At 45.6% G+C, this 23,767-nt stretch carries 27 protein-coding genes and 1 pseudogene; 16 read left to right on the forward strand and 12 right to left on the reverse strand.

The genetic code is table 11. The features are described from left to right. Window positions 1-666: 666 nt before the first annotated feature. A complete protein-coding gene (locus tag R7Z77_RS12775; RefSeq protein ID WP_025532739.1) occupies window positions 667-1,833 on the forward strand; it encodes a nucleotide sugar dehydrogenase in 1,167 nt (388 codons plus the stop codon). A gap of 62 nt (window positions 1,834-1,895) precedes the next feature. After that, complete coding sequence (gene galU / locus R7Z77_RS12780; protein WP_025532740.1) at window positions 1,896-2,765, forward strand: UTP--glucose-1-phosphate uridylyltransferase GalU; 870 nt, start codon at window positions 1,896-1,898, stop codon at window positions 2,763-2,765. Window positions 2,766-2,814: 49 nt separating this feature from the next. On the opposite strand, the gene R7Z77_RS12785 is transcribed toward galU, so the two are convergent. Further along, on the reverse strand, window positions 2,815-4,164 hold the full coding sequence (locus tag R7Z77_RS12785; RefSeq protein WP_318136698.1) for an MBL fold metallo-hydrolase: 1,350 nt from the start codon (window positions 4,162-4,164) through the stop codon (window positions 2,815-2,817). A gap of 426 nt (window positions 4,165-4,590) precedes the next feature. On the opposite strand from R7Z77_RS12785, the gene R7Z77_RS12790 reads away from it, so the two are divergent. Then, window positions 4,591-5,178 (forward strand): YrbL family protein, encoded by a 588-nt coding sequence (locus tag R7Z77_RS12790; protein ID WP_229651917.1) that lies wholly within the window; start codon window positions 4,591-4,593, stop codon window positions 5,176-5,178. Window positions 5,179-5,340: 162 nt separating this feature from the next. Here R7Z77_RS12790 and tpiA read toward each other — a convergent pair whose 3' ends face one another. Next, a complete protein-coding gene (gene tpiA, locus R7Z77_RS12795) occupies window positions 5,341-6,111 on the reverse strand; it encodes a triose-phosphate isomerase (protein ID WP_014230647.1) in 771 nt (256 codons plus the stop codon). 263 nt (window positions 6,112-6,374) lie between these two features. On the opposite strand from tpiA, the gene R7Z77_RS12800 reads away from it, so the two are divergent. Then, window positions 6,375-6,722, forward strand: a complete 348-nt coding sequence (locus R7Z77_RS12800; RefSeq protein WP_025532742.1) for a 5-carboxymethyl-2-hydroxymuconate Delta-isomerase — start codon at window positions 6,375-6,377, stop codon at window positions 6,720-6,722. 100 nt (window positions 6,723-6,822) lie between these two features. After that, window positions 6,823-7,248 (forward strand): DUF805 domain-containing protein, encoded by a 426-nt coding sequence (locus R7Z77_RS12805; RefSeq protein ID WP_025532743.1) that lies wholly within the window; start codon window positions 6,823-6,825, stop codon window positions 7,246-7,248. Window positions 7,249-7,323: 75 nt separating this feature from the next. Here the strand turns inward: R7Z77_RS12805 and R7Z77_RS12810 are convergent, their stop codons facing one another. From R7Z77_RS12810 to glpX, 3 genes are all read right to left on the reverse strand, one after another. After that, entirely contained in the window at window positions 7,324-7,674 is a 351-nt protein-coding gene (locus R7Z77_RS12810) for a DUF3135 domain-containing protein (protein ID WP_025532744.1), read from the reverse strand. Window positions 7,675-7,831: 157 nt separating this feature from the next. Continuing rightward, window positions 7,832-8,446 (reverse strand): helix-turn-helix transcriptional regulator, encoded by a 615-nt coding sequence (locus tag R7Z77_RS12815; RefSeq protein ID WP_025532745.1) that lies wholly within the window; start codon window positions 8,444-8,446, stop codon window positions 7,832-7,834. A 130-nt stretch (window positions 8,447-8,576) separates the two neighbouring features. Then, window positions 8,577-9,584: a class II fructose-bisphosphatase gene (gene glpX / locus R7Z77_RS12820; protein WP_025532746.1), complete on the reverse strand. Its 1,008-nt coding sequence runs from the start codon at window positions 9,582-9,584 to the stop codon at window positions 8,577-8,579. Between the two features lie 347 nt (window positions 9,585-9,931). Between glpX and zapB the strand changes: the two genes are divergently transcribed. Continuing rightward, window positions 9,932-10,174, forward strand: a complete 243-nt coding sequence (gene zapB / locus R7Z77_RS12825; protein ID WP_318136699.1) for a cell division protein ZapB — start codon at window positions 9,932-9,934, stop codon at window positions 10,172-10,174. A gap of 73 nt (window positions 10,175-10,247) precedes the next feature. Here the strand turns inward: zapB and rraA are convergent, their stop codons facing one another. The 7 genes from rraA to priA all read right to left on the reverse strand — a co-directional run bounded on the left by rraA (window position 10,248) and on the right by priA (window position 18,354). Next, entirely contained in the window at window positions 10,248-10,790 is a 543-nt protein-coding gene (rraA, locus tag R7Z77_RS12830) for a ribonuclease E activity regulator RraA (protein ID WP_014230655.1), read from the reverse strand. A gap of 76 nt (window positions 10,791-10,866) precedes the next feature. Beyond that, window positions 10,867-11,784, reverse strand: a complete 918-nt coding sequence (locus R7Z77_RS12835; RefSeq protein ID WP_014230656.1) for a 1,4-dihydroxy-2-naphthoate polyprenyltransferase — start codon at window positions 11,782-11,784, stop codon at window positions 10,867-10,869. Window positions 11,785-12,039: 255 nt separating this feature from the next. Beyond that, window positions 12,040-13,371 (reverse strand): HslU--HslV peptidase ATPase subunit, encoded by a 1,332-nt coding sequence (gene hslU, locus R7Z77_RS12840; protein ID WP_014230657.1) that lies wholly within the window; start codon window positions 13,369-13,371, stop codon window positions 12,040-12,042. A 23-nt stretch (window positions 13,372-13,394) separates the two neighbouring features. Then, window positions 13,395-13,946 carry an ATP-dependent protease subunit HslV gene (hslV, locus tag R7Z77_RS12845; RefSeq protein WP_014230658.1) on the reverse strand — a complete coding sequence of 184 codons (552 nt, stop codon included), beginning with the start codon at window positions 13,944-13,946 and terminating at the stop codon, window positions 13,395-13,397. A gap of 153 nt (window positions 13,947-14,099) precedes the next feature. Next, window positions 14,100-14,645, reverse strand: a complete 546-nt coding sequence (locus R7Z77_RS12850) for an SPOR domain-containing protein (protein ID WP_014230659.1) — start codon at window positions 14,643-14,645, stop codon at window positions 14,100-14,102. 161 nt (window positions 14,646-14,806) lie between these two features. Next, complete coding sequence (cytR, locus tag R7Z77_RS12855; RefSeq protein ID WP_014230660.1) at window positions 14,807-15,814, reverse strand: DNA-binding transcriptional regulator CytR; 1,008 nt, start codon at window positions 15,812-15,814, stop codon at window positions 14,807-14,809. A 335-nt stretch (window positions 15,815-16,149) separates the two neighbouring features. Continuing rightward, window positions 16,150-18,354, reverse strand: a complete 2,205-nt coding sequence (gene priA, locus R7Z77_RS12860; protein ID WP_318136700.1) for a primosomal protein N' — start codon at window positions 18,352-18,354, stop codon at window positions 16,150-16,152. Between the two features lie 295 nt (window positions 18,355-18,649). Here priA and rpmE point away from each other — a divergent pair, with 295 nt between their 5' ends. The 10 genes and pseudogenes from rpmE (at window position 18,650) to rpsC (ending at window position 23,759) form a co-directional block, all read left to right on the forward strand. After that, a complete protein-coding gene (rpmE, locus tag R7Z77_RS12865; protein WP_005379546.1) occupies window positions 18,650-18,871 on the forward strand; it encodes a 50S ribosomal protein L31 in 222 nt (73 codons plus the stop codon). 190 nt (window positions 18,872-19,061) lie between these two features. Next, window positions 19,062-19,223 (forward strand): annotated as a pseudogene (locus R7Z77_RS12870) (transposase); the annotation flags it as partial. Window positions 19,224-19,684: 461 nt separating this feature from the next. Continuing rightward, on the forward strand, window positions 19,685-19,996 hold the full coding sequence (rpsJ, locus tag R7Z77_RS12875; RefSeq protein ID WP_004410492.1) for a 30S ribosomal protein S10: 312 nt from the start codon (window positions 19,685-19,687) through the stop codon (window positions 19,994-19,996). 14 nt (window positions 19,997-20,010) lie between these two features. Next, entirely contained in the window at window positions 20,011-20,640 is a 630-nt protein-coding gene (gene rplC, locus R7Z77_RS12880) for a 50S ribosomal protein L3 (protein ID WP_005379555.1), read from the forward strand. A 17-nt stretch (window positions 20,641-20,657) separates the two neighbouring features. After that, window positions 20,658-21,260, forward strand: coding sequence for a 50S ribosomal protein L4 (gene rplD, locus R7Z77_RS12885; protein WP_005379556.1), 603 nt, complete (start codon window positions 20,658-20,660; stop codon window positions 21,258-21,260). Continuing rightward, a complete protein-coding gene (rplW, locus tag R7Z77_RS12890; protein WP_004398471.1) occupies window positions 21,257-21,559 on the forward strand; it encodes a 50S ribosomal protein L23 in 303 nt (100 codons plus the stop codon). Before rplD ends, rplW begins: the two co-directional genes overlap by 4 nt. Window positions 21,560-21,574: 15 nt before the next feature. Continuing rightward, a complete protein-coding gene (gene rplB / locus R7Z77_RS12895; protein ID WP_005383168.1) occupies window positions 21,575-22,399 on the forward strand; it encodes a 50S ribosomal protein L2 in 825 nt (274 codons plus the stop codon). Between the two features lie 21 nt (window positions 22,400-22,420). Next, the gene (rpsS, locus tag R7Z77_RS12900) at window positions 22,421-22,699 is read left to right on the forward strand and encodes a 30S ribosomal protein S19 (protein ID WP_004394525.1); all 279 of its coding nucleotides are present in this window, start codon (window positions 22,421-22,423) and stop codon (window positions 22,697-22,699) included. Window positions 22,700-22,709: 10 nt separating this feature from the next. After that, window positions 22,710-23,042 carry a 50S ribosomal protein L22 gene (gene rplV, locus R7Z77_RS12905; protein ID WP_005383164.1) on the forward strand — a complete coding sequence of 111 codons (333 nt, stop codon included), beginning with the start codon at window positions 22,710-22,712 and terminating at the stop codon, window positions 23,040-23,042. 18 nt (window positions 23,043-23,060) lie between these two features. After that, window positions 23,061-23,759, forward strand: a complete 699-nt coding sequence (gene rpsC / locus R7Z77_RS12910) for a 30S ribosomal protein S3 (protein WP_005383161.1) — start codon at window positions 23,061-23,063, stop codon at window positions 23,757-23,759. The last annotated feature ends 8 nt before the right edge of the window (window positions 23,760-23,767 follow it).

The raw sequence follows: 23,767 nt of genomic DNA on the forward strand, positions 1-23,767 counted from the left end.
ATGCCAGCCATTTTGTTTTTTAGGGCGGCAGTTAATGCCAGCCGTTTTGTTTTTTAGGGCGGCAGTTAATGCCAGCCGCTTTGTTTTTTAGGGCGGCAGTTAATGCCAGCCATTTTGTTTTTTAGGGCGGCAGTTAATGCCAGCCATTTTGTTTTTTAGGGCGAGCGGTTATTGCCCGCCGTTTTGTCTTATGTGTTTCTTTTGACAGAGCAAACGGTAAACGATTGCCCATTTATCCAGAATAAACAATGAACTACGATTGTCAAGTAAAGTTCGATGACGAGGGGGCACGCTTCTCACTCTGAGCGCGGTCGCTCTGGCGCTTTTTCCGGTGGATACGCCGCAGGCAGGCGTGTGGTAAACACGAGTGACACGGGGTAAAAGGCGGGTTTTCATCTCAGTGTTTGGCCAACAAGAACTGTCTCAATTGGCCATTTTGAGGCAGAAAGTTGTCTCAGGGTAAAATTATATATTTGTTAAGATGTTGAATTTATTAACTATTGTTGAATGGTCTTTGACAAGGGGCTAATGTGCCCAAGCCTTTGGGGGCTCTTTTTGCAAAAACCTCATCCCCCACGAGACCACCGCGGCTTTGCGGACGCAAACGCTAGTCGCACTTTGCCGATTCTGATATGCTCTAAGTAGAGATTACGTAAGGATTAAACGATGAAAATAGCAGTAGCAGGTACCGGTTATGTTGGCTTGTCGAACGCCATGCTGTTAGCGCAGAACCACGAAGTTGTAGCGCTCGATATCATTGCCGAAAAGGTTGAGTTGCTAAACAACAAGCAATCCCCAATCGTGGATGCGGAAATCGAAGATTTTCTCGCGAATAAGCCACTCAACTTTGTTGCCACGACAGACAAAGAATCGGCATATCGCGAAGCCAAGTACGTTGTTATCGCGACACCCACCGACTATGATCCGACGACTAACTATTTTAATACCTCTTCAGTCGAAGCGGTGATCAACGATGTGATGACCATTAATCCCGATGCGGTAATGGTCATTAAGTCAACGGTACCGGTCGGTTATACCGCTCGTATCAAGCAAGAACTAGGTTGCGAAAATATCATCTTCTCTCCCGAGTTTCTGCGTGAAGGCAAAGCGCTTTACGATAACCTGCATCCATCTCGTATTATCGTTGGTGAGCGCAGTGAGCGCGCTGAGACCTTCGCAGGTTTGTTAGTTGAAGGGGCAGTAAAGGAAGATATTCAAGTCCTGTTTACGGATTCAACAGAAGCTGAAGCGGTTAAGCTGTTTTCAAATACCTACCTGGCGATGCGCGTTGCGTACTTTAATGAACTCGATTCCTATGCGGAAGCGCATGGCCTAGATGCTCGTCAAATCATTGAAGGGGTTGGTTTAGACCCTCGTATAGGTAATCACTACAATAATCCATCATTCGGTTATGGTGGTTACTGCTTACCAAAAGATAGCAAGCAACTACTGGCGAACTATCAAGATGTACCCAACAACATCATTGGTGCGATTGTAGATGCAAACCGCACACGAAAAGACTTCATTGCAGAGTCGGTCATCAAACGTCAGCCTAAGGTAGTCGGTATCTACCGCCTGATCATGAAAGCCGGCTCCGATAACTTCCGCGCATCTTCTATCCAGGGCATCATGAAGCGCATCAAAGCAAAAGGCATTGAAGTCTTGGTGTATGAGCCTGTTCTTCAAGAAGAGGAGTTCTTCAACTCCCGTGTGGTTAAAGACTTCAATGAGTTTAAACAGACTGCTGATGTGATCGTTTCAAACCGCATGGTAGAAGAACTGGCTGACGTCGCTGATAAAGTCTATACACGTGACCTGTTTGGTAGCGATTAATTTCAATTTTCTTAAAGCTAAAGGCTCCTTCCGTGGAGCTTTTTTTCAGTTGGTAATTAAAAATGATAAAAAAATGTCTATTCCCAGCAGCGGGTTACGGTACGCGTTTCTTGCCTGCGACTAAATCCATGCCAAAAGAAATGATGCCAGTGGTCAACAAACCACTCATCGAGTATGGCGTCGAAGAAGCTATTGAAGCAGGCATGGACGGCATGTGTATTGTGACGGGTCGTGGCAAGCATTCACTGATGGATCATTTCGATAAAAACTACGAATTAGAGCATCAAATCAGCGGCAGCAGCAAAGAAGTGCTGCTAGATGATATTCGTAGTTTGATTGATTCAGCGAGCTACACCTATATCCGTCAGCGCGAAATGAAAGGCTTAGGTCATGCTATTCTGACCGGGCGTGAGCTTGTGGGAGATGAACCGTTCGCCGTGGTATTGGCCGATGACCTGTGTGTTAACGAAGACAAAGGTGTGCTGGCGCAGATGGTTGAGTTGTACAAGCAGTTCCGCTGTTCGATTGTCGCCGTACAAGAAGTCCCAGAAACAGAGACGCATAAATACGGTGTGATTGCGGGTGAGATGATCAAAGATGACATCTTCCGCATCGACAATATGGTTGAAAAGCCAGAGCCGGGCACCGCACCAAGTAATCTGGCGATCATTGGTCGCTATATTTTGACTCCGGATATATTCGAATTAATTGAAAATACTGAGCCGGGCAAAGGTGGCGAAATTCAAATCACGGATGCGCTGATGCAGCAGGCACAGAACGGCTGCGTATTGGCGTACAAGTTTAAAGGTCAGCGTTTCGATTGTGGTAGCGTAGAAGGTTATATTGAGGCGACAAATTACTGCTTCGAGAATATTTACAACAAACCTTCGAAAAACCAGGTTGAAGAAGTGCCTGCCGAGAAGGTAGCTTAATTACGTTGGGGCCTAGGTACTTAAGTCCTAGGCCCTATAACCTCATACATCAATAAACCACCGTAAATCCTTTCTTCTCTAACTCCTTCCCCAATACTTGTTGGGCTTCATCTTCCCCATGAATCAAATGAATGGCTTTTGGTTGTGTGGGAATGCCAGTAATAAACTTGAGTAAATCACTTTTGTCTGCATGGGCGGAATAACCAGAAATAGTATGAATCTGAGCATTAACTTGGACTTCTTGATCATCTATCTCAATCTCTGAATTGCCTGATTGTATCTCCTCACCTAACGTGCCTTGAGCTTGATAACCTGCGAATAGCACATCATTTTTCTTATCAGGGAGTAGTGCTTTTAAATAGTTGACGATTCTGCCACCTTCACACATACCAGAAGCGGCCACGACGATGGCGGGTTCATCGGTTGAAGCAAGCCGGTTGACTAGGGCTTTATGCTCGGTGTGACTCTCTACAGTAATACACTGTTCAAACGCGAGTGGGTGGCGTTGATTCTCTAGCCTGTGCTTGGCTTCCTGGCTCCATAACATTTTGAAGCGACGATACGTTTTGGTGACTTCTTTGGCGAGAGGTGAGTCTAAGATGATCGGCAAGGAAGATGCCAAATCATGCTGGTTAATCAGTTGCTCAATGTCAAACAGCAGCTCCTGCGTTCGACCGACACTAAAGGCAGGAATCAAAATTACACCACCGTCTTTTAACGCATGATCAATGATGTTGTTTAAACGCTTTGTACGTGTCGCAATGTCTTCATGTTGTTTATCGCCGTAGGTTGACTCTATAAATAGGTAATCAGCTCTTTTAGGAGGGTGTGGATCGGGTAAAAGTGGCGTATTCGATGGTCCTAAATCTCCAGAGAAAACGACGATTTCACCATTTGACAGTTTAAACTCAACATAGGCGGAACCCAGAATATGACCTGCGGGCTGAAAGCGAACATCTGCGAGAACAGGGAGTTCTATCCACTGCTGATAATCAAAAGGTTTGAGTTGTTTCTTGATGATATTGAGGACTTGTTTTCGCTGGTGGTAGTTTAAACCGAGTTGCAGTTTCAAGCCGTCTTCAAGCATTAAGGGAACGAGTTCCGCAGTTGCTTGCGTGCAATAGATTGGCCCTTTAAATCCAGCAGCCAGTAACCAAGGCAGTCGGCCAATATGATCTATATGAGCGTGAGTGAGAACGAGAACTTTTATCTGCTCGATAGGAAACTCGATATTCAGTGAGGCATTGCGTCCACCAAAGCTGAAGTCCTTGCCTTGAAATAGTCCACAATCAATCAAAATACTGCCATTGGCGAGCTTAAGCTCATGACAGGAGCCAGTAACGGTATGCTTTCCGCCATGATGGATCACACTGGCGATGTCTGATATTGGTGTCGTCATGCTTTCTCCTTAACTATTCAGCATAGGCGAGCAGGCAGTGAAAGAGTAAGGCTTATGCTTCCGTAGATTAGATGTAATAAGTTGGAAAAGTAACGAAATGCGATGAGGTTAGCACCGAAAAACATTGCCACCTTAAAGGGCTAATAAGGAGAGTTTAGGATATACGGAAATAGTTAGCTGTTGTTAAGTGTATTTGCATTAGTTTACTTTCTGTTTGGATATTCCTGATGTTGCAGGAACTTCTCGGAATGACGGTGTTGAGGAGATGAGCTAGGTCGAGGCTTATCTTACCAAGACGCGAGCGACTCGTCACAGTTTTTCAAGTTCGTGGTACAATTAGTATTAAGTTCAAAGAGTTCCTCTCGTAAATACAACGTAAGCGCTTTCCTGCTGTCGATTACAAGAGAAAACATGTAAAGGTTAAAGATGCAATCAGATCATGAATTCCAAAACTGGACGGTTATCGGTAAAGGTGCAGAGCGAGTTTGTTTTCAAAACCCTTCCAATCCTGCTCAATGTGTTAAGTTGAGCCAGAAAGACGCCGCGAAGCAAACCTATCGAGAAATTGAGTTTTTTGAGCGACTAAAAAAGAAAAGCGTTCAGTTCACGCATATCCCAGAATTTTTGGGGAAGGTGACAACAGAGACTCAAGTTGGCTTTAAGCAGCAAGTGGTTTTGGACGAGGACCTGTCAGTTTCATTAAACCTTACACAATATATTGTGCAGCAAGGGAATGAACTCGATATCGATCATTTGCTGCTGGAGATTCGAATTCTAAAAGATTACTTGATCGAGAACCGAGTTATACCAAGCGATTTAGTGTTGACGAACTTGTTGGTGCGGCAGTCTGAAGGGGCTATTACACTCTATTTGATTGATGGATTTGGTAATACAGAGTTTATTCCGGTATCGGACTTTATCCCTTACCTAATGCATAAGAAGATTAATCGTAAGTTTAAGAAATTTCTAAGGAAAAACTTGCACGTCTTCATCAAGAAGAAAAAAAACAGTTGAAGAGTTAGAGGCTTACGGTAAAAAAATCGATAAGTTTGAAGCCCTGTACCTTTGAAGGTGTTTTATTTGGTAGTTTGATGTTGGTGCGTGAAGGTTTTGAACCGAGATAGAGAAAGGGATGCATTGAGCATCCCTTTGTTATTTGTCTTGTTTAAAACAAGATTAAGCTTTTGCTGCTGCCGCTGCTTTAGCGATTGCTGCGAAGCTCTTCGCGTCTAGAGAAGCACCACCAACTAGAGCACCATCGATGTCTGGTTGTGAGAAGTATGCTTCTGCGTTTTCTGGTTTAACAGAACCGCCGTATTGGATGATTACTTGCTCAGCAACTGCTTCGTCTTTCGCTGCGATTAGTGCACGGATAGAAGCGTGGATGCGTTGTGCATCTTCAGCTGTTGCTGCTTTACCAGTACCGATTGCCCAGATTGGTTCGTAAGCAATGATTGCGCCGTTTAGAGCTTCAACGCCGTAAGCGTCGATAACTGCGTTGATTTGACGAGCACATACTGCTTCAGTTTCACCAGCTTCGTTTTGAGCTTCTGATTCACCGATACAGAAAACTGGTGTTAGGCCGTTTTCTTTAAGGAAGTTAAATTTCTTCGCGATGAACTCGTCTGATTCGTTGTGGTAATCACGACGCTCAGAGTGGCCGATGATGATGTGAGTAGCACCGAAATCTTTCAACATTTCTGGAGACATGTCGCCAGTGAAAGCACCGCTGTTGTTTAGGTCAGTGTTTTGCGCACCTAGAATGATCTTGTTACCGCCTTCTGCGATTACGCGCTCTGCTAGATCGATGTAAAGTGCTGGTGGAGCTACTGCTACGTCAACACCTTCAACGCCTTCAAGCTCAGCGTTAAGACCAGTTAGCAGCTCAGTTACCATCGCTTTGCTGCCGTTTAGTTTCCAGTTACCCATAACTACAGGACGACGCATAGGAATATCTCCGTATTATCTATTAATGATTAATGTAAAAAATCTACGAAAGAATATAACAGAATAATTTGAACAGATCATGATTGGTATCATGTCTTGTTCGGCTTTGTACATCTGGTCAGCGTAGCACTTGTTTCTGTCAGTTTTATCAAAAGCAATCGATTGGTGATCACGTAGACAGAATGATAGTTCATTCCTCGGAAATTGCAGCTTGGATTGGTATTACTACGCACTGGATTTTAATGTTGTAGAAAGGAATCAAAATGCCAAATTTGGTTTTAGAGTATTCGAACTCAGTGGAAGAGCGCGTCAACGTTCAAGGTTTACTAGAAGATTTACATAGAGCAGCGTTGGATTGCGGGCTTTTTGAATTGGCATCAGTGAAGTCAAGAACACTCCGCTGTCATAACTGGCTAATAGGTGAAGAAGGCGACAGTCTGGATTTTATCCATGTAAACTTTGAGTTACTGGCAGGGAGAACGTCAGAACAAAAACGTGCGTTATCCCGAGACTTAATGGTTGTACTTCAAGAGCAAGCCAGCCATGTTCATAGCTTAACGGTGAACATTCGCGATATGGATGTGGAGAGTTTTCAAAAAGTAGTGAATTGATAGAAACAGCTTGTTTCTCGTGTCTTTAGTTTTACGTTGTTCCTTCCTAAAGTGAACGGGCTCGGCTAATCTAGAGTTTTTATTTTCGGGGTAATTGTGAATGTTGACTAAAGAGCTACTGTTTTCTTTTCGAGGACGCATCGGGCGTAAAACGTTTTGGATATGGAACATTATCTATTACGTTTCTATCTTAGGTTTTGGTGTGGGTATCAATCAGCTGTTTCCGGCTTTTTCTCACCTTCTGCTGCCTATTTTTCTCTTGGTCATGCTTATTCCTGATCTCGCAATTACCACAAAGCGCTGGCATGACCGTGATAAATCGATTTATTGGTTAGCGCTGAATATTCCTTTGGTTTTGGGCCGACTCGCTACACCAATGACGAGTCCAGTTTCACAAGAGTCGGCTACGCCGCAACTGTTCATTGCTTCTATATCTTTAATTTGTGGCGTATGGATTTTGGTTGAATGTGGTTTATTAAAAGGAACGAAAGGCCCTAATAAGTACGGTCCTGATCCGGTTGGATAAATGATGCTGCTCGCTAGGACGACGAGTGAGCGTATTGGTAAGTTTAAGGGCGATTATTACAGGATCCGAGAGTCATCAACAATAATCGTCATTGTCCCTCATTGACCTGAATTGAACCACATTACGTGTCTTTTCAGGTTGTGGTGTTCCTTGCAACGCTTCTCTGAACTTCATCACTTGTTTCTGTAGTTCATTCATCAATACCACGTTGACATGATTTGGGTTTTTACAGTTGTTGATCACTCTGTCTATATGGCTCTGCTGCGCCCAAAGTCGTGGCTGCATGCTTTTCGATGCGCCTTCTATCATTTCGCGGGCCTTATCTTGTCGGAATTGCTCAAAAGCTTCCGGGTCATCTTGTGCCATTTGCATCAGTTCGTCGAAAGAGGGCAGAGGTTGCGGTTTGTGAGTACGCAGATTGGCCATCGTTTGTCTCCCAATCCATACGGATAGTTACACTTCGATATTAAAAGCGTATATCACGGAGAAGGGGAGAACGGCGAAATGACTCTGTAGTCTCAGATATAAGAGAGCATTTTCATAGGTGAGTTGTAGGCAGGAGCAGCGTGTTTCTAATCATTACCTACGCTTGAATACGGTATACGCAACGTCGCTGGCCGCTAATGATATGCTCAGTGCGTTCCACACGAGTTTCATCGCCAAGTAGTGCTTGGAACACACTTAGCTCTGACTGGCAGAGACTAGGACAACGTGTAGCAGCTTTACAAATAGGGCAGTGGTTCTCAATTAAGATAAAACCGTGCTCATCTTGCTCTAGTTCTGCCATGTAGCCTTCTTGTTCTCGTAATGAGACGAGCGTTTTCAATTTGCTTTCCAGCGTGTCACATTGCTCAAGATGTAGGCGATAGTTTTGTAACGTGAGCTTTTCGCGTTCAGAGGTCACTTTCTCGAGGCCATCTTTACCAAAGATGTGTTCGACCGCTTCGATGAATTGTACGGTGAGTTCACCATGGCGGTCGGCAAATTGCTCATGGCCTTTTTGAGTGAGAGCCCAGTGTCTGGTCGGGCGACCGACTTTGACTTTGACGTCGTAGATAGACAGGATGCCATCATCTTCTAAACCTTGCAGATGCTGGCGAGCACCCATGGTGGTCATTCCAAGTTCAGAAGAGAGTAGTTTTGCCGTGACAGAGCCGTCACGCTTAACGATTTGCAATATCCTATCTACGGTTTTCATATTCCCACCATTTATATGTCATGACATATTATGCGCGATAGGTTTTGTAAAGAAAAGTGTTGACTTAGTTTTGGTGAGATAAGCGAGATTCTAGGGCCGTTTATCCAGGCCCTAAAATCTCTGATATTTATTAAAGAATAATATCGCGCACTTCTTGGTCTTTACGCTCTAAGTAATGGATTGACTTGATGCGACGGATGGTGCGGCAGCGACCACGAATGAGTAAGGTTTCTGTTGTCGCGATATTGCCCTGGCGAGTAATGCCTTCTAACAGATCACCTTTGGTGATGCCTGTCGCGGAGAAAACAACGTTGTCGCTGCATGCCATGTCTTCCAGTTTCAACACGACGTTTGCTTTCACACCCATCTCTTCACAGCGTTTTAGTTCTGCTGCGCCGTAGATGCGGTTTTCTTCTGTATTACCTTTTACTTCATGACGAGGAAGTAGACGGCCAAGCATGTCACCATCTAGTGCACGAATGACCGCCGCAGAAACTACGCCTTCTGGTGCGCCGCCAATGCAGTACATGACGTCGACTTCGCTGTCTGGCATACAAGTCAGGATTGAAGCAGCCACGTCACCGTCTGGCACAGCAAATACACGTACGCCCATTGCCTGCATTTCTGCGATCACTTTGTCGTGACGAGGCTTAGCCAGCGTGATCACAACTAAAGTGTCTAGAGTTTTGTTCAGGGCCTTGGCGATGTTCTCTAGGTTTTCTTTTAGAGGCTTCTCCAAATCGATAACGCCTTTTGCACCTGGGCCAACCACGAGTTTTTCCATGTACATGTCAGGTGCTTTAAGGAAGCTGCCTTTTTCACCGGCCGCGAGAACCGCTAAAGCATTTGATTGACCCATGGCCGTCATGCGTGTGCCTTCGATAGGATCGACTGCAATATCGACTTCATCGCCACCAATACCCACTTGCTCACCGATGTACAGCATTGGTGCATCATCGATTTCACCTTCGCCAATAACAATTTCACCGCTGATTTCTGTTTTGTTCAGTAGTGTGCGCATAACCTCAACGGCTGCACCGTCCGCTGCGTTTTTATCGCCGCGACCAAGCCATTTATAACCAGCCAGTGCTGCACCTTCAGTAACACGGGAAAATGCCATTGCTAAATCACGTTTCATGATGTCTCCAAGTAAGCAAGAGGGAAGAAGAATTTGCGCGGCGATTTTACCATAACGAGTGTTAAACGTTTGCGTTTTTGCCGAGCTTTTACTTTGGTTAAGTTGAATTTGATCAATACTGAGTGCGTTTTTCTCGTGGCGAGAGGCAAATACCTTGCTCAAAAATGCTTCGGTGATCAGAAAAGTCAGCATTTAGTGAGATTGCGCCGGTTTTTTAACCGAATGATGCAAAATATCGAATATAGTGAGTGTTTCTCGTCGCAACGCTGAGTAGAATGAACCTCATATAGGTAAGGTGCGCGCCTGTCTCGTGCATCATCCCAACGGAACAACATAGGTAGGCCAAGATGTCTTTTGAAGTATTAGCACAACTAGAATCTAAAATTCAAACTGCAGTTGACACAATCACTCTTCTTCAAATGGAAGTTGAAGAGCTGAAAGAAGATAAAGTAAAGCTAGAAGCACAAGCAAACGAGCTTCGCACGCAACGTGAAGAGCTTGAGCAACAAGCTGAGCAAGCACAGCAAGAGCACGCGCAGTGGCAAGAGCGCATTCGTGCACTACTTGGCAAAATGGAAGAAGTGGAATAATTCTACTTTTCTGTCCAGAATTGAAAACACCCGCTATAAGCGGGTGTTTGTGTATTTGGTGTAGGGAAAAGCGCTAAAGCCTAGGATCTTGTTCCTCTAACTCTTCTTCCTCAACTTCCTCGTCCAGTTCTAGGTCGATATTGAGCGGTTCTGGAGACAGAATGATGCCAGTGCTGTCCGCGTAAATGTAGTCTTCTGGTAGAAAGCTAACGCCGCCAAAGTTCACCGGTACGTCGAGTTCACCTATACCCTGGCTAGATGCGCCGACAGGAATAGAGGCGAGAGCCTGAATGCCAAGGTTCATATCTTCCAGTTCGTCGACTTCACGAACGCAGCCGTATACGACAATGCCTTCCCACTCATTTTCTTCTGCGATGGTTGCGATTTCTGCGTCGACAAGGGCTTTGCGTAAGGAACCACCGCCGTCAATTAGCAGCACGCGACCTAAGCCATCTTGCTCTAACGTTTCACGGATCAGAGAATTGTCTTCAAAACACTTGATGGTGGTGATTTGTCCGGCAAAGGAAGCGCGACCGCCAAAATTACTGAACATTGGTTCAACCACATCTACCTGCTCGAGGTAAATATCACAGAGTGCTGAGGTATTGTATTCCATAGCGTACCTTTCTAAACAGAAACTGGTTGTCTTTGAGTATATCTGGGCATTAAGTCAATGCAATGACAATCCTTTTTTAACTTACCAGAGTTTGAGCTACCACAATTGTTGCAAATAAAACGTTGGTAACCAGCGAGCATTTTACGATCACTGGCATCATAGGTGCGATCTGTGCAGGCTTTTCGGTTTCCCAAACGGCTTTGCCATGATGGGCGACAAAATAAATGCTTAATAAGAATGGCAGACTGATCCAAACCGGTTTGTCCTGAATAAGCAGGTAAACAGCGAAAGCGAGAATAGCACCACCTAATAAGATGAAATGGTACTGCTTGGCTTTCTGTTGTCCTAAGCGCACGGCTACGGTCCGTTTTCCACACTCACGGTCGTTATCAATATCACGCATGTTATTGATATTAAGAACGGCGACGGCCAGTAAGCCGCACCCTAAAGCGGGTAAGAATAGGGTGGTATCGACATGTCCGGTATGCAGGAAATAGGTACCGGATACGCCAAGCAAGCCAAAAAACAGAAAGACAGAAATATCACCCAGTCCGACATAACCGTACGGTTTGCTGCCCATTGTGTAGGCGATGGCGGCGAGGATGGCAAGAATACCCAATCCGATGAAGGTGAGAATACTTTCAAGAGAGCTCAAAGAGTAAAACACTAAGATCAGGCCGGAAATGACGGTTAGCACGATGTTGAAGCCAATTGCCTGCTTCATTTGCTCTTTAGTTACCGCGCCAGACTGTAAAGCACGCAGTGGACCAAGGCGTTTTTCATTGTCGGTTCCTTTTACTGCGTCGCCATAATCGTTGGCCAGATTGGAAAGGATCTGTAACAGAGTCGCGGTGATAAACGCCATCAAGGAAATAGGCAGAGAAAATTGACCCGCAGCATACGCAAGCACACTACCAGTAAGAATAGAGACTAATGCCAGTGGTAATGTTTTGGGACGAGCGGCGTCGAGCCAGATCTGTAGAGATTGTTTCATGGATATTTCGTGCTAGTAACCGATGTGTCCAGTATAAGCATAAAGAAGCAGATGCGCTATTGACCTAAAGCAAGTCAAAGAGAGTCAGGAAGTTAAGGGTTGGTTGAAAAGCGAGGTTCTGGATTTTGAAGTATGAGAATAGCATTTCAAGCACGAGTGCCGGCGATTGCACAAATACACTGATGTTGAATTGTCTCCGCAGAACTAAAAAGCCCAGAGAGTGAAATCTCTGGGCTTTGTTGATTAGCGTGCTTATTAAAGAATAAAGCGGCTTAGATCTTCATCTTCAATTGTATCGCCCAGACGAGCTTGCACGTAGGCAGCGTCAATCACAAACTTAGCGCCAGATTGCTCTGCTGCATCGTAAGAGATTTCGTCCATCAGACGTTCCATAACGGTATGCAGACGACGAGCACCGATGTTTTCGGTGGTTTCATTTACTGTCCATGCGGCTTCAGCAATTCGCGTGATACCGTCTTCAGTAAATTCAATGTCTACATCTTCTGTCTTCATCAACGCGATGTATTGCTCAGTCAATGACGCTTTAGGTTCGGTCAGAATACGTTTGAAGTCGTTACTGCTTAGTGCTTCAAGTTCAACACGAATTGGCAAACGGCCTTGCAGCTCTGGGATAAGGTCAGAAGGCTTCGCGACCTGGAATGCACCAGAAGCCACAAACAAGATATGGTCTGTTTTTACCATGCCGTGTTTGGTTGAAACAGTGCTGCCTTCAATCAGAGGTAGCAGGTCACGCTGAACACCTTCACGAGAAACGTCAGGGCCAGAGCTTTCACCACGTTTACAGATCTTGTCGATCTCATCAATGAAGACGATACCGTTGTTTTCAACGTTGTAAATCGCTGCTTCTTTCAGCTCTTCCTGGTTCACAAGCTTCGCTGCTTCTTCCTCGGCAAGGGCTTTCATCGCATCTTTGATTTTCAGCTTGCGCTTCTTCTTGGTATCGCCCGCTAGGTTCTGGAACATACCTTGAAGTTGGTTGGTCATCTCTTCCATACCAGGAGGCGCCATGATCTCGACACCCATTTGCGGCGCGGCGACATCGATTTCAATCTCTTTATCGTCCAGCTGACCTTCACGTAATTTTTTACGGAAAATCTGGCGAGTGTGTGAGCTATCATCGCTCTGTTCTGCTTGTCCCCAGCTGTCACGAGCTGGTGGCAGTAGTGCATCAAGAATACGCTCTTCAGCTTGCTCTTCAGCGCGGAATTTTACTTTTTCCATCGCTTGTTGATGAGTGAGCTTCACTGCAACATCGGTAAGATCACGGATGATGGTTTCTACTTCTTTACCAACGTAACCTACTTCAGTGAATTTAGTCGCTTCTACTTTAATGAACGGCGCATTTGCAAGCTTCGCGAGGCGGCGTGCAATTTCAGTTTTACCAACACCAGTTGGACCGATCATTAGGATGTTTTTAGGTGTAACTTCGACACGTAGGCTTTCTTCAAGCTGCATACGACGCCAGCGGTTACGAAGAGCAATCGCAACCGAACGTTTTGCTTTGTCTTGACCAATAATATGGCGGTTCAGTTCATGAACGATTTCGCGAGGGGTCATTTCAGACATATTCTTTCCTTACTTCGTTACGATTACTCGGCTGGAGCGGCCAGCTCTGCAGTTGATTCTAGCTCTTCTACAGTGTGATTGTGGTTGGTGAATACACAAATATCGCCCGCAATGTTCAATGCTTTTTCTGCGATTTCACGAGCATCCAGATCTGTGTTCTCTAACAGTGCCGTTGCTGCTGCTTGTGCGTATGCACCACCAGAACCGATCGCAATCAAGTCATTTTCTGGCTGAACCACATCACCATTACCGGTGATAATTAAAGATGCAGTTTCGTCTGCAACAGCAAGTAGTGCTTCTAGCTTACGAAGCGCGCGATCACTACGCCAGTCTTTCGCCAGCTCTACAGCGGCTTTGGTCAAATGGCCTTGGTGCATTTGCAGTTTGCTTTCGAAGCGCTCGAAAAGGGTGAAGGCGTCCGCAGTACCGCCGGCAAAACCAGCCAGTACTTTATTGTTGTAAAGGCGGCGAACTTTACGCGCGTTACCTTTCATTACGGTATTGCCTAGAGATACCTGGCCATCACCCGCGATGACGACTTTATTATTTCGACGTACAGATACAATGGTAGTCACAGTCGACCTCTTAATTATTTCTCTTTGGAAGTAATATTGTATATGGGGGATAGGAAAAGGGGATTCAAGGGGAAATTAAAGGATGGGGTTTCGGTGGAGTAGGTTTCTAGTGACCTAGGGCCGATTAAACTGGCCCCAGGTTGTACTTTATCGCTAGAAATTCTCTTTCCAAATCGCACACGGCTCGATTTTAGCGCGTTGCAATTTATGGCGATCTTTCTCTGCATCGCGCTTAAATTTGTATGGGCCTAGAATAATCCGGTACCAAGAGCTGCCTTCTTTCTTAACAATTTTGCTGGTTAAGCCCTGGAAAGCGATGGCGAGCTTACGCTCTTCTGCCTGTGCCTGGGTCTTATAAGCGCCACACTGCATGATGTAAGGGATTTTCGAGACTTGAATCTCTTTGGCGACCACTTCCACTTCGCGATTTGGGAGAGATTCTACGTATTCCCATTTTTCTTCGGGTGGGGGAGGTAAATCTGTCTTTGCCTTAGGCTTGCTGACTGGAGCCGTTGATTGCTGCACAACTTGTGGCTGGGGCTCTGGATCATTGTTTAGCAAATATAGCCCATAGCCAAAACCACCAACTAGCACGATTGCCAGTAGACCACTACGCCAAGGTTTCTTTCTTGAAGGCTGTTTTTTTGTCGACTTTTTTGGGGTACCACGCCCCCTTCTTACATAATCTTTGTTTGCCACGGTCATTTCTGGTCATCAAGAATTCTTCCAAATATGTTAATCCAGAACGAGTTGAGAAAACACCCTGTTTCTCTAATCTTGATAGATACATATAAAAAAGCAGCACCAAATGAGTGCTGCTTTTAATGGACAGAAACTTAACTGCTCTTAGCGAGAAAAGCTTACGCTCGCTGAGGAGGCGCCGCACTTCCGCGCACAATCAGGTTAGTCTCCAGAAGACGAGATCCAGAATGCACATCGTGGCCTTTTAAAAGCTCTAACATCATTAGCATCGCTTGTCGGCCAATCTCGTAGCGAGGCTGAGAGATAGTCGTTAACGGTGGATCACAGTACTGCGCGAAATTGATGTCATCAAAACCTACGACCGATAGATCTTGTGGTACACGGAAGCCGAGTTTTTTCGCTTCTTGAATGGCGCCGATTGCCATCGTGTCACAGTGGCAGAAAATCGCGGTTGGTGGTTCCGCTAGTTCCAGCAGTTTACGCACTGCTTTTGCTCCGCCGTCAAAAGAGAACTCGGTGACAATACTGTATTGTGGGTCTTTATTGATCCCTGCACGACGCAGCGCTTGCTGGTAGCCTTGCTGACGGAATTGGCACAATACCGCGGTATCAGGACCTGAAATTTGCGCAATACGTTTGTGGCCAAGCTGAGTCAGATAATTGACCGCTTCAAAGGCAGAAGTCAGGTTATCGATATGAACGGTTGGCAGTTCCAGCTCAGGCGCAAATTCACACGCCATGACCATTGGTGGCAGGTTTTTCTGCTCTGGCTTACTCACATCAAACGGTAAGTCAGTACCAAGTAGCAGCATCCCGTCTGCTTGCTTTGTAAATACCAAGTTTACGAATGAGCTTTCGCGTTTCTTCTGCTGGCCACTGTCTCCAAGTAAAACCAGGTAGCCGTGCTCCATCGCTGCATCTTCGATACCACGGATGATTTCGGAAAAGTAAGGGTCGCAGATGTCAGGAACGATCGTAACAATGGTTTTCGATTCGTTTCGTCGTAAATTACGCGCTAATGAATTTGGTGAATAACCTGCTTCGAGTACCGCGTCTTCAACTCTTTTTCTGGTTGAAGAGGAGACTTTCTCCGGATTCATTAATGCTCGAGATACCGTCGCGGTAGACACTCCCGCAAGCTGGGCAACATCCTTCATTGTCGCCATAGTTTTTTAACCTCTCAAATTGTTCGCCAAGGTGACGTTATTCCCTGTAGTGAAATTACTGTTATTGAGTACAGATAAATTCGCACTTTACCATCACATTTCTGGTGTTTATTTGCCGAGTAAAGTACGTCTTTATTACCAGAACAACACTTCAAATTTGGGGAATCGCTATGGTGTTCATTTAAAGTCTTTTTCTGCAAAGCACTTAAGACTTTACTAATTGGGATAGTCTATTCATTTCTATAGCGAAAGTTACGGTCTGTTTAACAAAATCCACAATGACAACGTGATATGTATCACATTAAAAGGTAATTCATTACATAGCTAAACGTTTGCTAGCTGAGATCCTGTGGTTCTATGTCTAAATTCCAACGTACTTTCTTGGCATTAGGTAACAACTCAATAGCAGGTTTGGCACTGGTTAATAACTTTTGCATTAATGACCGGTGTTGGGTTTGCAGCAAGAGTTGCCAGCGATATTTGCCCGCCCGTTTAGCCAAAGGTGAGGGGGTCGGGCCAAGTACCATACAAGTGTCGTCAAACAGTGGGTGAGACTCCAGCGTAAAACGAACTTGGCGCAGGAAGTCTTCGACTACCTCACTTTGGTTTGCCTCTGCTTTAAATAGAGTCAGGTAACTGTAGGGAGGCAGTTGCGCTAATTTCCGCTCCTCTAATGCGGTCATGGCAAAGTGGCGGTAATCTTTTTGCAGCAGTGCTTGTAACAAACTGTGCTCGGGGTGGTGAGTCTGCAAAATTACTTCTCCAGGCTTACTCGCACGACCAGCCCGCCCCGCAACCTGAATAAAAAGCTGCGCGAGGCGTTCAGATGCCCGGAAATCACTGCTGTATAAAGAGCCATCCACATCCAACAAGGCAACCAGCGTTACGTTGGGGAAGTGGTGTCCTTTAGCAAGCATCTGGGTACCAATTAAAATCTGGAACTCACCTTTACGAATCGATTCAAGGGCATCTTCTAAGCTGCCCTTGCGGCGGGTGCTGTCTCTGTCGATACGAATGGCTTTGTATTCTGGGAAGAGTTGCATCAATTGATGCTCTAACTGCTCTGTGCCGACACCGACTGTTACTAACTGAGTGGAACCACATCCCTGACACTGATGAATTACAGGTTGCTGAGATCCGCAATGATGGCAGCGTATTTCGTTACTGTATTGATGAAAGGTGTAGTAGGCATCACAGCGCTTACACTCGGCTATCCAGCCACATTCATGACACATTAGGGCTGGGGAGAAACCTCGGCGGTTAAGAAACAGCATCACCTGATTGCCCGCTTTTAGGTGTTTACGCATTTCGGCAATCAGTGGCGCAGACAATCCACTTTCTAAATACTGACCTTTTACGTCGAGTACTTTATTGGTGGTCGGCACCGCTGAGCCTGCACGCTGAGTTAGTGTCAGGTGATGATATTTACCCGTCAACGCATTGTGCAGCGTTTCAAGAGCCGGAGTCGCAGAACCCAACACAATAGGCACTTGCTCTTTGTGCGCACGCATTACAGCAACATCACGAGCGTGGTAGCGCAAACTGTCTTGTTGTTTATATGAAGAGTCGTGTTCTTCGTCGACAATAATAATGCCGAGATCGGCAAATGGCGTCAGTAGGGCGGAGCGTGTCCCGATGATAATTCCAGCCGCTTTAGCACGAGCCGATAACCAAGCGTTTAAACGTTCGGTATCATTCAATCCTGAGTGGATAACATCAACCGGCACGTTAAAGCGGTGCTTAAAGCGGTTGATAGTTTGTGGTGTCAGGCCTATCTCTGGCACCAGAACTAACGCTTGTCGTCCTTTTTCCAACACTGGCTTGATCAGATTGAGGTAAACCTCGGTCTTACCAGAACCTGTTACGCCCTCTAATAAATAGCAGGCAAAACCACTTTGGCTATTGACGCTGGCGATGGCTAACGCCTGCTCATGGTTAAGTTTGGGTTTGTCGACGTCGTTTTCGACTTGCTGAGGCCAGTTTGAAATCGTTGGCATTTTCTCAATTCGCTCAATCCAACCTTTCTCTTCGACCGATTTCAGCACTGTTGAGGCGATCTCTTGCTCTACAAATTCTTGGTGCGGTACGGCTCCGTCTACCAGGATTTGCAGAACTTTTTGTTGCTTCACGGCCCGACGATCAAGCCCTTGCATCAGCTTGTCTTTACCGGATTCGGTAATTTGCCACTCTTGTAGCGTCGCAAAATCTGCAGGCTTTCCTTTACGTAGAGCTGCTGGCATCGCATTGTGTAGCGTATCTCCAAGTGGGTATTGGTAGAACTGGCTGCACCAATTTAGCAGAGAATAAAGCGTCTCTGGCCATATCGGTTGGGAGTCTAATACCGCTTTGATTGGCTTAAGCTGATCTTTAGGAAAGTCGGAGTGGTTTACCATTGCGGTGACGATGCCAACTAACGTTTGACGTCCAAAAGGTACGGATACGCGCCCGCCAATGATCGGAAACAGGTGCCCCGGAATGGCGTAATCAAATTGTTTGTCGAGCGGAACGGGTAATGCCACTCTAGCAATGGTTGGGCGCATAAATTTTTAGCTATTAAAAAGAGGGAAAGGAAATGAGAGTCTATTAAAATCGGTATGGAAATTCGAGTAAAGCAATATGATTCAGCGTGAATCGTGCCTCTATGATTAGTCTGGCTAAAAAAGTGGCGAAAAAGTTGTCAAATGTGTTGATCCGAGCAATGTGATTCTTTACTATATCGCGCCTTGAGATATGGCTTCGGCAATTAGTTGATGCGGTATCCCATTTTATTATTAATTGCGTGTGGTGTGCGGCTTAGATTCGTATAGCGACACGGCCTACTATTGAGGTTATCCCATGAAAGCTGGTATCCACCCAGAATACAAAGCAGTAAAAGCGACTTGTTCTTGCGGCAACTCTTTTGAGTTCAACTCTACTCTAGGTAAAGAGTCTATCCACCTAGACGTATGTGACAAGTGTCACCCATTCTACACTGGTAAGCAACGTATCGTTGATACAGGCGGCCGTGTTGATCGCTTCAACAAGCGTTTCGGTGCACTATCAAGCGGTAAGAAATAATAGCAGCCGCTATTACGATTACAGTTTAGAAAAGGACGCTTCGGCGTCCTTTTTGTTTTCAGCCCTAAACCACCTACTTCAGTAGGTGGTTATCATCCGCCTCGGCTTTGCCTGTAAATCTACTCATGCTAAATGCATCTTTGATTTTTCCAGAAGTCAAAGAGGACAAATAACATGAGTAGATACAATCAAGTTTCCTCACCTTAGGAAGAACAGGCTTTGGGGTAATCACTTTTGGCAAAGAGGCTATTTTGTCGATAGTGTTGGAATCAATGAAGAAATAATACGCCGATATGTAAGACATCAAGAGAAGCAAGAGCGAGTAGAGCAGCAGCAATTGGCGCTGGACTAAACAAAGGCCCCCTTTTAGGGGGCTCACACAAAGCCACCTTCTTTAGAAGGTGGTAATTTACTTTAATGGTTACCAAGCGAAGAGGGATGTATAGGGTTTGAAATATTCCCGATTATTTTTCACTCAGTGCTTGCAACCTAAAGTGTGATCTGTATAATGCAGCGCACTGGTTAAGCCAGTTGTGAACCAATGAGCAGTGAGGAGCGAGCAAATCTAAGGATTTGTGAGGTAATGTATACTCAGCTTATGTTCGCGGTTAATACAATTAGCTATCTTTTCTTCGGAAAAACTATCCTCAAAGGTGACTTTGGCATATAGGGATAGTTAATCGAAAATTAACTGACAATGCGTCCTAATCTTGGATGCTACGGTTTCACATAAATCAATCGGCATTCTCTCGTCTTGACGAGTTTGAGTGGCGATATTGTTTGTGTAATTTATTAAATTTGGAGCTCTGTCTCATGCAGAACCAACGTATCCGTATCCGCCTAAAAGCTTTCGATTACAAACTAATCGATGCTTCTACAGCGGAAATCGTTGAAACAGCTAAGCGCACTGGCGCACAGGTTCGTGGTCCAATCCCACTGCCAACTCGTAAAGAGCGTTTCACAGTTCTTATCTCTCCACACGTTAACAAGAAAGCACGTGACCAGTACGAAATCCGTACTCACAAGCGTCTAATCGACATCGTTGAGCCAACAGACAAGACTGTTGATGCTCTAATGCGTCTAGACCTTGCTGCGGGCGTTGACGTTCAAATTAGCCTAGGTTAAGGGAGATTAGAAGTATGATTGGTCTAATCGGTCGTAAAGTGGGCATGACCCGCGTATTTACTGAAGAAGGCGTTTCTATCCCAGTAACAGTTGTTGAGGTTGAAGCTAACCGTGTTTCTCAAGTGAAAACTCTTGAAACTGACGGCTACGCAGCAATCCAGGTTACAGCTGGTTCTAAGAAAGCTAACCGTGTAAACAAAGCTGAAGCAGGTCACTTTGCTAAAGCTGGCGTTGAAGCTGGTCGCGGTCTTTGGGAATTCCGTTTAGAAAACGGCGAAGAGTTCGAAGTTGGTTCAGAACTAACTGTTGAACTATTCAACGAAACTAAGAAAGTAGACGTTACTGGTACATCTAAGGGTAAAGGTTTCCAAGGCGCTGTTAAGCGTTGGAACTTCCGTACTCAAGATATGACTCACGGTAACTCATTGTCTCACCGTGCTCCTGGTTCTATCGGTCAATGTCAGACTCCAGGTCGCGTATTTAAAGGCAAGAAAATGGCAGGTCACATGGGTGCTGAGCGTGTAACGACTCAAAACCTAGAGATCGTACGTGTTGACGCTGAGCGCAACCTGCTTCTTATTAAAGGTGCAGTCCCAGGCGCAACTGGCGGCAACGTGATCGTTAAACCAGCTGTTAAAGCATAACGTCTCAGGAGTAAGTAATGGAACTAATGGTTAAAGGTGCCGATGCACTAACTGTTTCCGAAACTACTTTCGGACGTGAGTTTAACGAAGCTCTTGTACACCAAGTAGTTGTTGCGTACGCAGCAGGTGCTCGTCAAGGTACTCGTGCTCAAAAAACACGTTCAGAAGTTTCTGGCGGTGGCGCTAAGCCATGGCGTCAAAAAGGTACTGGCCGTGCGCGTGCTGGTACAATCCGTAGCCCAATCTGGCGTACAGGTGGTGTTACTTTTGCTGCGAAACCACAAGATCACAGCCAAAAAGTAAACAAAAAAATGTACCGTGGTGCTATGAAGAGCATTCTTTCTGAGCTTGTTCGTCAAGAGCGTCTAATCGTTGTTGATAACTTCTCAGTTGAAGCACCAAAGACTAAAGAGCTAGTTGCTAAGCTTAAAGAGCTTGAGCTAACTGACGCTCTAATCGTGACTAGCGAAGTAGATGAGAATCTATTCCTAGCTGCTCGTAACCTATACAAAGTTGACGCACGTGATGTTGCTGGTATCGATCCAGTATCTCTAATCGCGTTTGACAAAGTTGTAATGACTGCAGAAGCAGTTAAGCAAGTAGAGGAAATGCTAGCATGATCACTGAAGAGCGTATCCTAAAAGTTCTACGTGCACCGCACATCTCTGAAAAAGCAACTATGGCAGCTGAGAAAGCGAACACTATCGTTTTCAAAGTAGCTAAAGATGCGACTAAAAAAGAGATCAAAGCAGCTGTAGAAAAGCTATTTGAAGTTGAAGTTAAGTCTGTAAATACTCTTATCACTAAGGGTAAGACCAAACGTCAAGGTCTACGCCAAGGTCGCCGCAGCGACGTTAAGAAAGCGTACGTTACTTTGAAAGAAGGTCAAGATCTTGACTTCGTTGGCGGCGCGGAATAACAGGAGTAGTTAAAAATGGCTATTGTTAAATGTAAGCCGACTTCCCCTGGTCGTCGTCACGTTGTTAAAGTTGTTAACGCTGACCTACACAAGGGCAAGCCATACGCACCTCTTCTAGAGAAAAACTCTAAGAACGGTGGTCGTAACAACAAGGGTCGTATCACAGTACGTCACATCGGCGGTGGTCACAAGCACCACTACCGTGTAGTTGACTTCAAACGTACTAAAGATGGTATTCCAGCGACAGTTGAGCGTCTTGAATACGATCCAAACCGTAGCGCAAACATTGCTCTAGTTCTTTACAAAGACGGTGAGCGTCGCTACATCCTAGCACCTAAAGGTGTTGTAGCTGGTGATGTTATTCAGTCTGGTGTTGATGCACCAATCAAAGCTGGTAACACTCTACCAATGCGTAATATCCCAGTAGGTTCAACAGTACATAACGTTGAACTTAAGCCTGGTAAAGGTGGTCAGCTAGCTCGTTCGGCTGGTGCTTACGCTCAAATCGTTGCTCGCGACGGTGCGTACGTAACTATCCGTCTACGTTCTGGCGAGATGCGCAAAGTTCTTTCTGAAGGCCGTGCAACAATCGGTGAAGTTGGTAACTCTGAGCACATGCTACGTGAACTTGGTAAAGCAGGTGCATCACGTCATCGCGGTATCCGTCCAACGGTTCGTGGTGTTGTAATGAACCCGATTGACCACCCACATGGTGGTGGTGAAGGCCGTACTTCTGGTGGTCGTCACCCAGTATCTCCTTGGGGTATGCCTACTAAAGGCTTCAAGACTCGTAAGAACAAACGCACTGACAAGTACATCGTACGTCGTCGTAACAAGTAATCTATATAAAGAGGAATCGCCATGCCACGTTCTCTCAAGAAAGGTCCTTTTATTGACCTACACTTGCTGAAGAAGGTAGAGAAAGCGGTGGAAAGCGGAGACAAAAAGCCTATTAAGACTTGGTCCCGTCGTTCAATGATCATCCCTACGATGATCGGTTTGACCATCGCTGTCCATAATGGTCGTCAGCACGTACCAGTATTTGTAACTGATGAAATGATCGGTCACAAACTGGGTGAATTCGCACCAACACGCACTTACCGCGGTCACGCTGCGGATAAGAAAGCTAAGAAGCGCTAAGGAGTAGATAATGGAAGCAATTGCTAAACATAACTTTGCTCGCATTTCGCCTCAGAAAGCTCGCTTAGTTGCGGATCTAATCCGTGGTAAATCTGTTGACCAAGCTCTAGAAATCCTAACGTTCAGCAACAAAAAAGCTGCTGCACTAGTTAAGAAAGTTCTAGAGTCTGCTATCGCTAACGCGGAGCACAACGAAGGTGCAGATATTGACGATCTGAATGTCGCAAAAATCTTTGTAGATGAAGGCCCAACCATGAAGCGTATTATGCCTCGTGCTAAAGGTCGTGCGGATCGTATCTTGAAGCGTTCAAGCCACATCACTGTTGTTGTAGCAGATCGCTAGAGACTAGGAGAGTAAGCAATGGGTCAAAAAGTACATCCAAATGGTATTCGTCTAGGCATCGTTAAGCCTTGGAATGCTACATGGTTTGCTAACACCAAAGATTTCGCTGACAACCTAGACGGCGACTTCAAGGTACGTCAGTTCCTTACAAGTGAACTGAAAAAAGCGTCTCTATCACGTATCGTTATCGAGCGTCCTGCTAAGAGCATCCGTGTGACTATTCACACTGCTCGTCCAGGCGTTGTTATCGGTAAGAAAGGTGAAGACGTTGAGAAGCTACGCGCAGCTGTAGCTAAAATTGCAGGTGTACCAGCGCAAATTAACATCGCTGAAGTACGTAAGCCTGAACTAGATGCGCAACTTGTTGGTGACAGCATCGCGTCTCAGCTAGAGCGTCGTGTTATGTTCCGCCGTGCTATGAAGCGCGCAGTACAAAACGCAATGCGCCTAGGCGCTAAAGGTATCAAAGTGGAAGTAAGCGGTCGTCTAGGCGGCGCTGAAATCGCACGTTCAGAGTGGTACCGTGAAGGCCGTGTGCCTCTACACACTCTACGTGCTGACATTGATTACGCAACTTCTTCGGCTCACACTCAATACGGTGTGATCGGCATTAAAACTTGGATCTTCAAAGGTGAAATCCTAGGTGGTATGCCAGCAGCTAACGCTGTAGAGCCTAAAGGCGACAAGCCTAAGAAGCAGCGTAAAGGCCGTAAGTAAGGAGTCGA

The sequence above is a fragment of the Vibrio sp. 1401 genome (genome assembly GCF_033340295.1).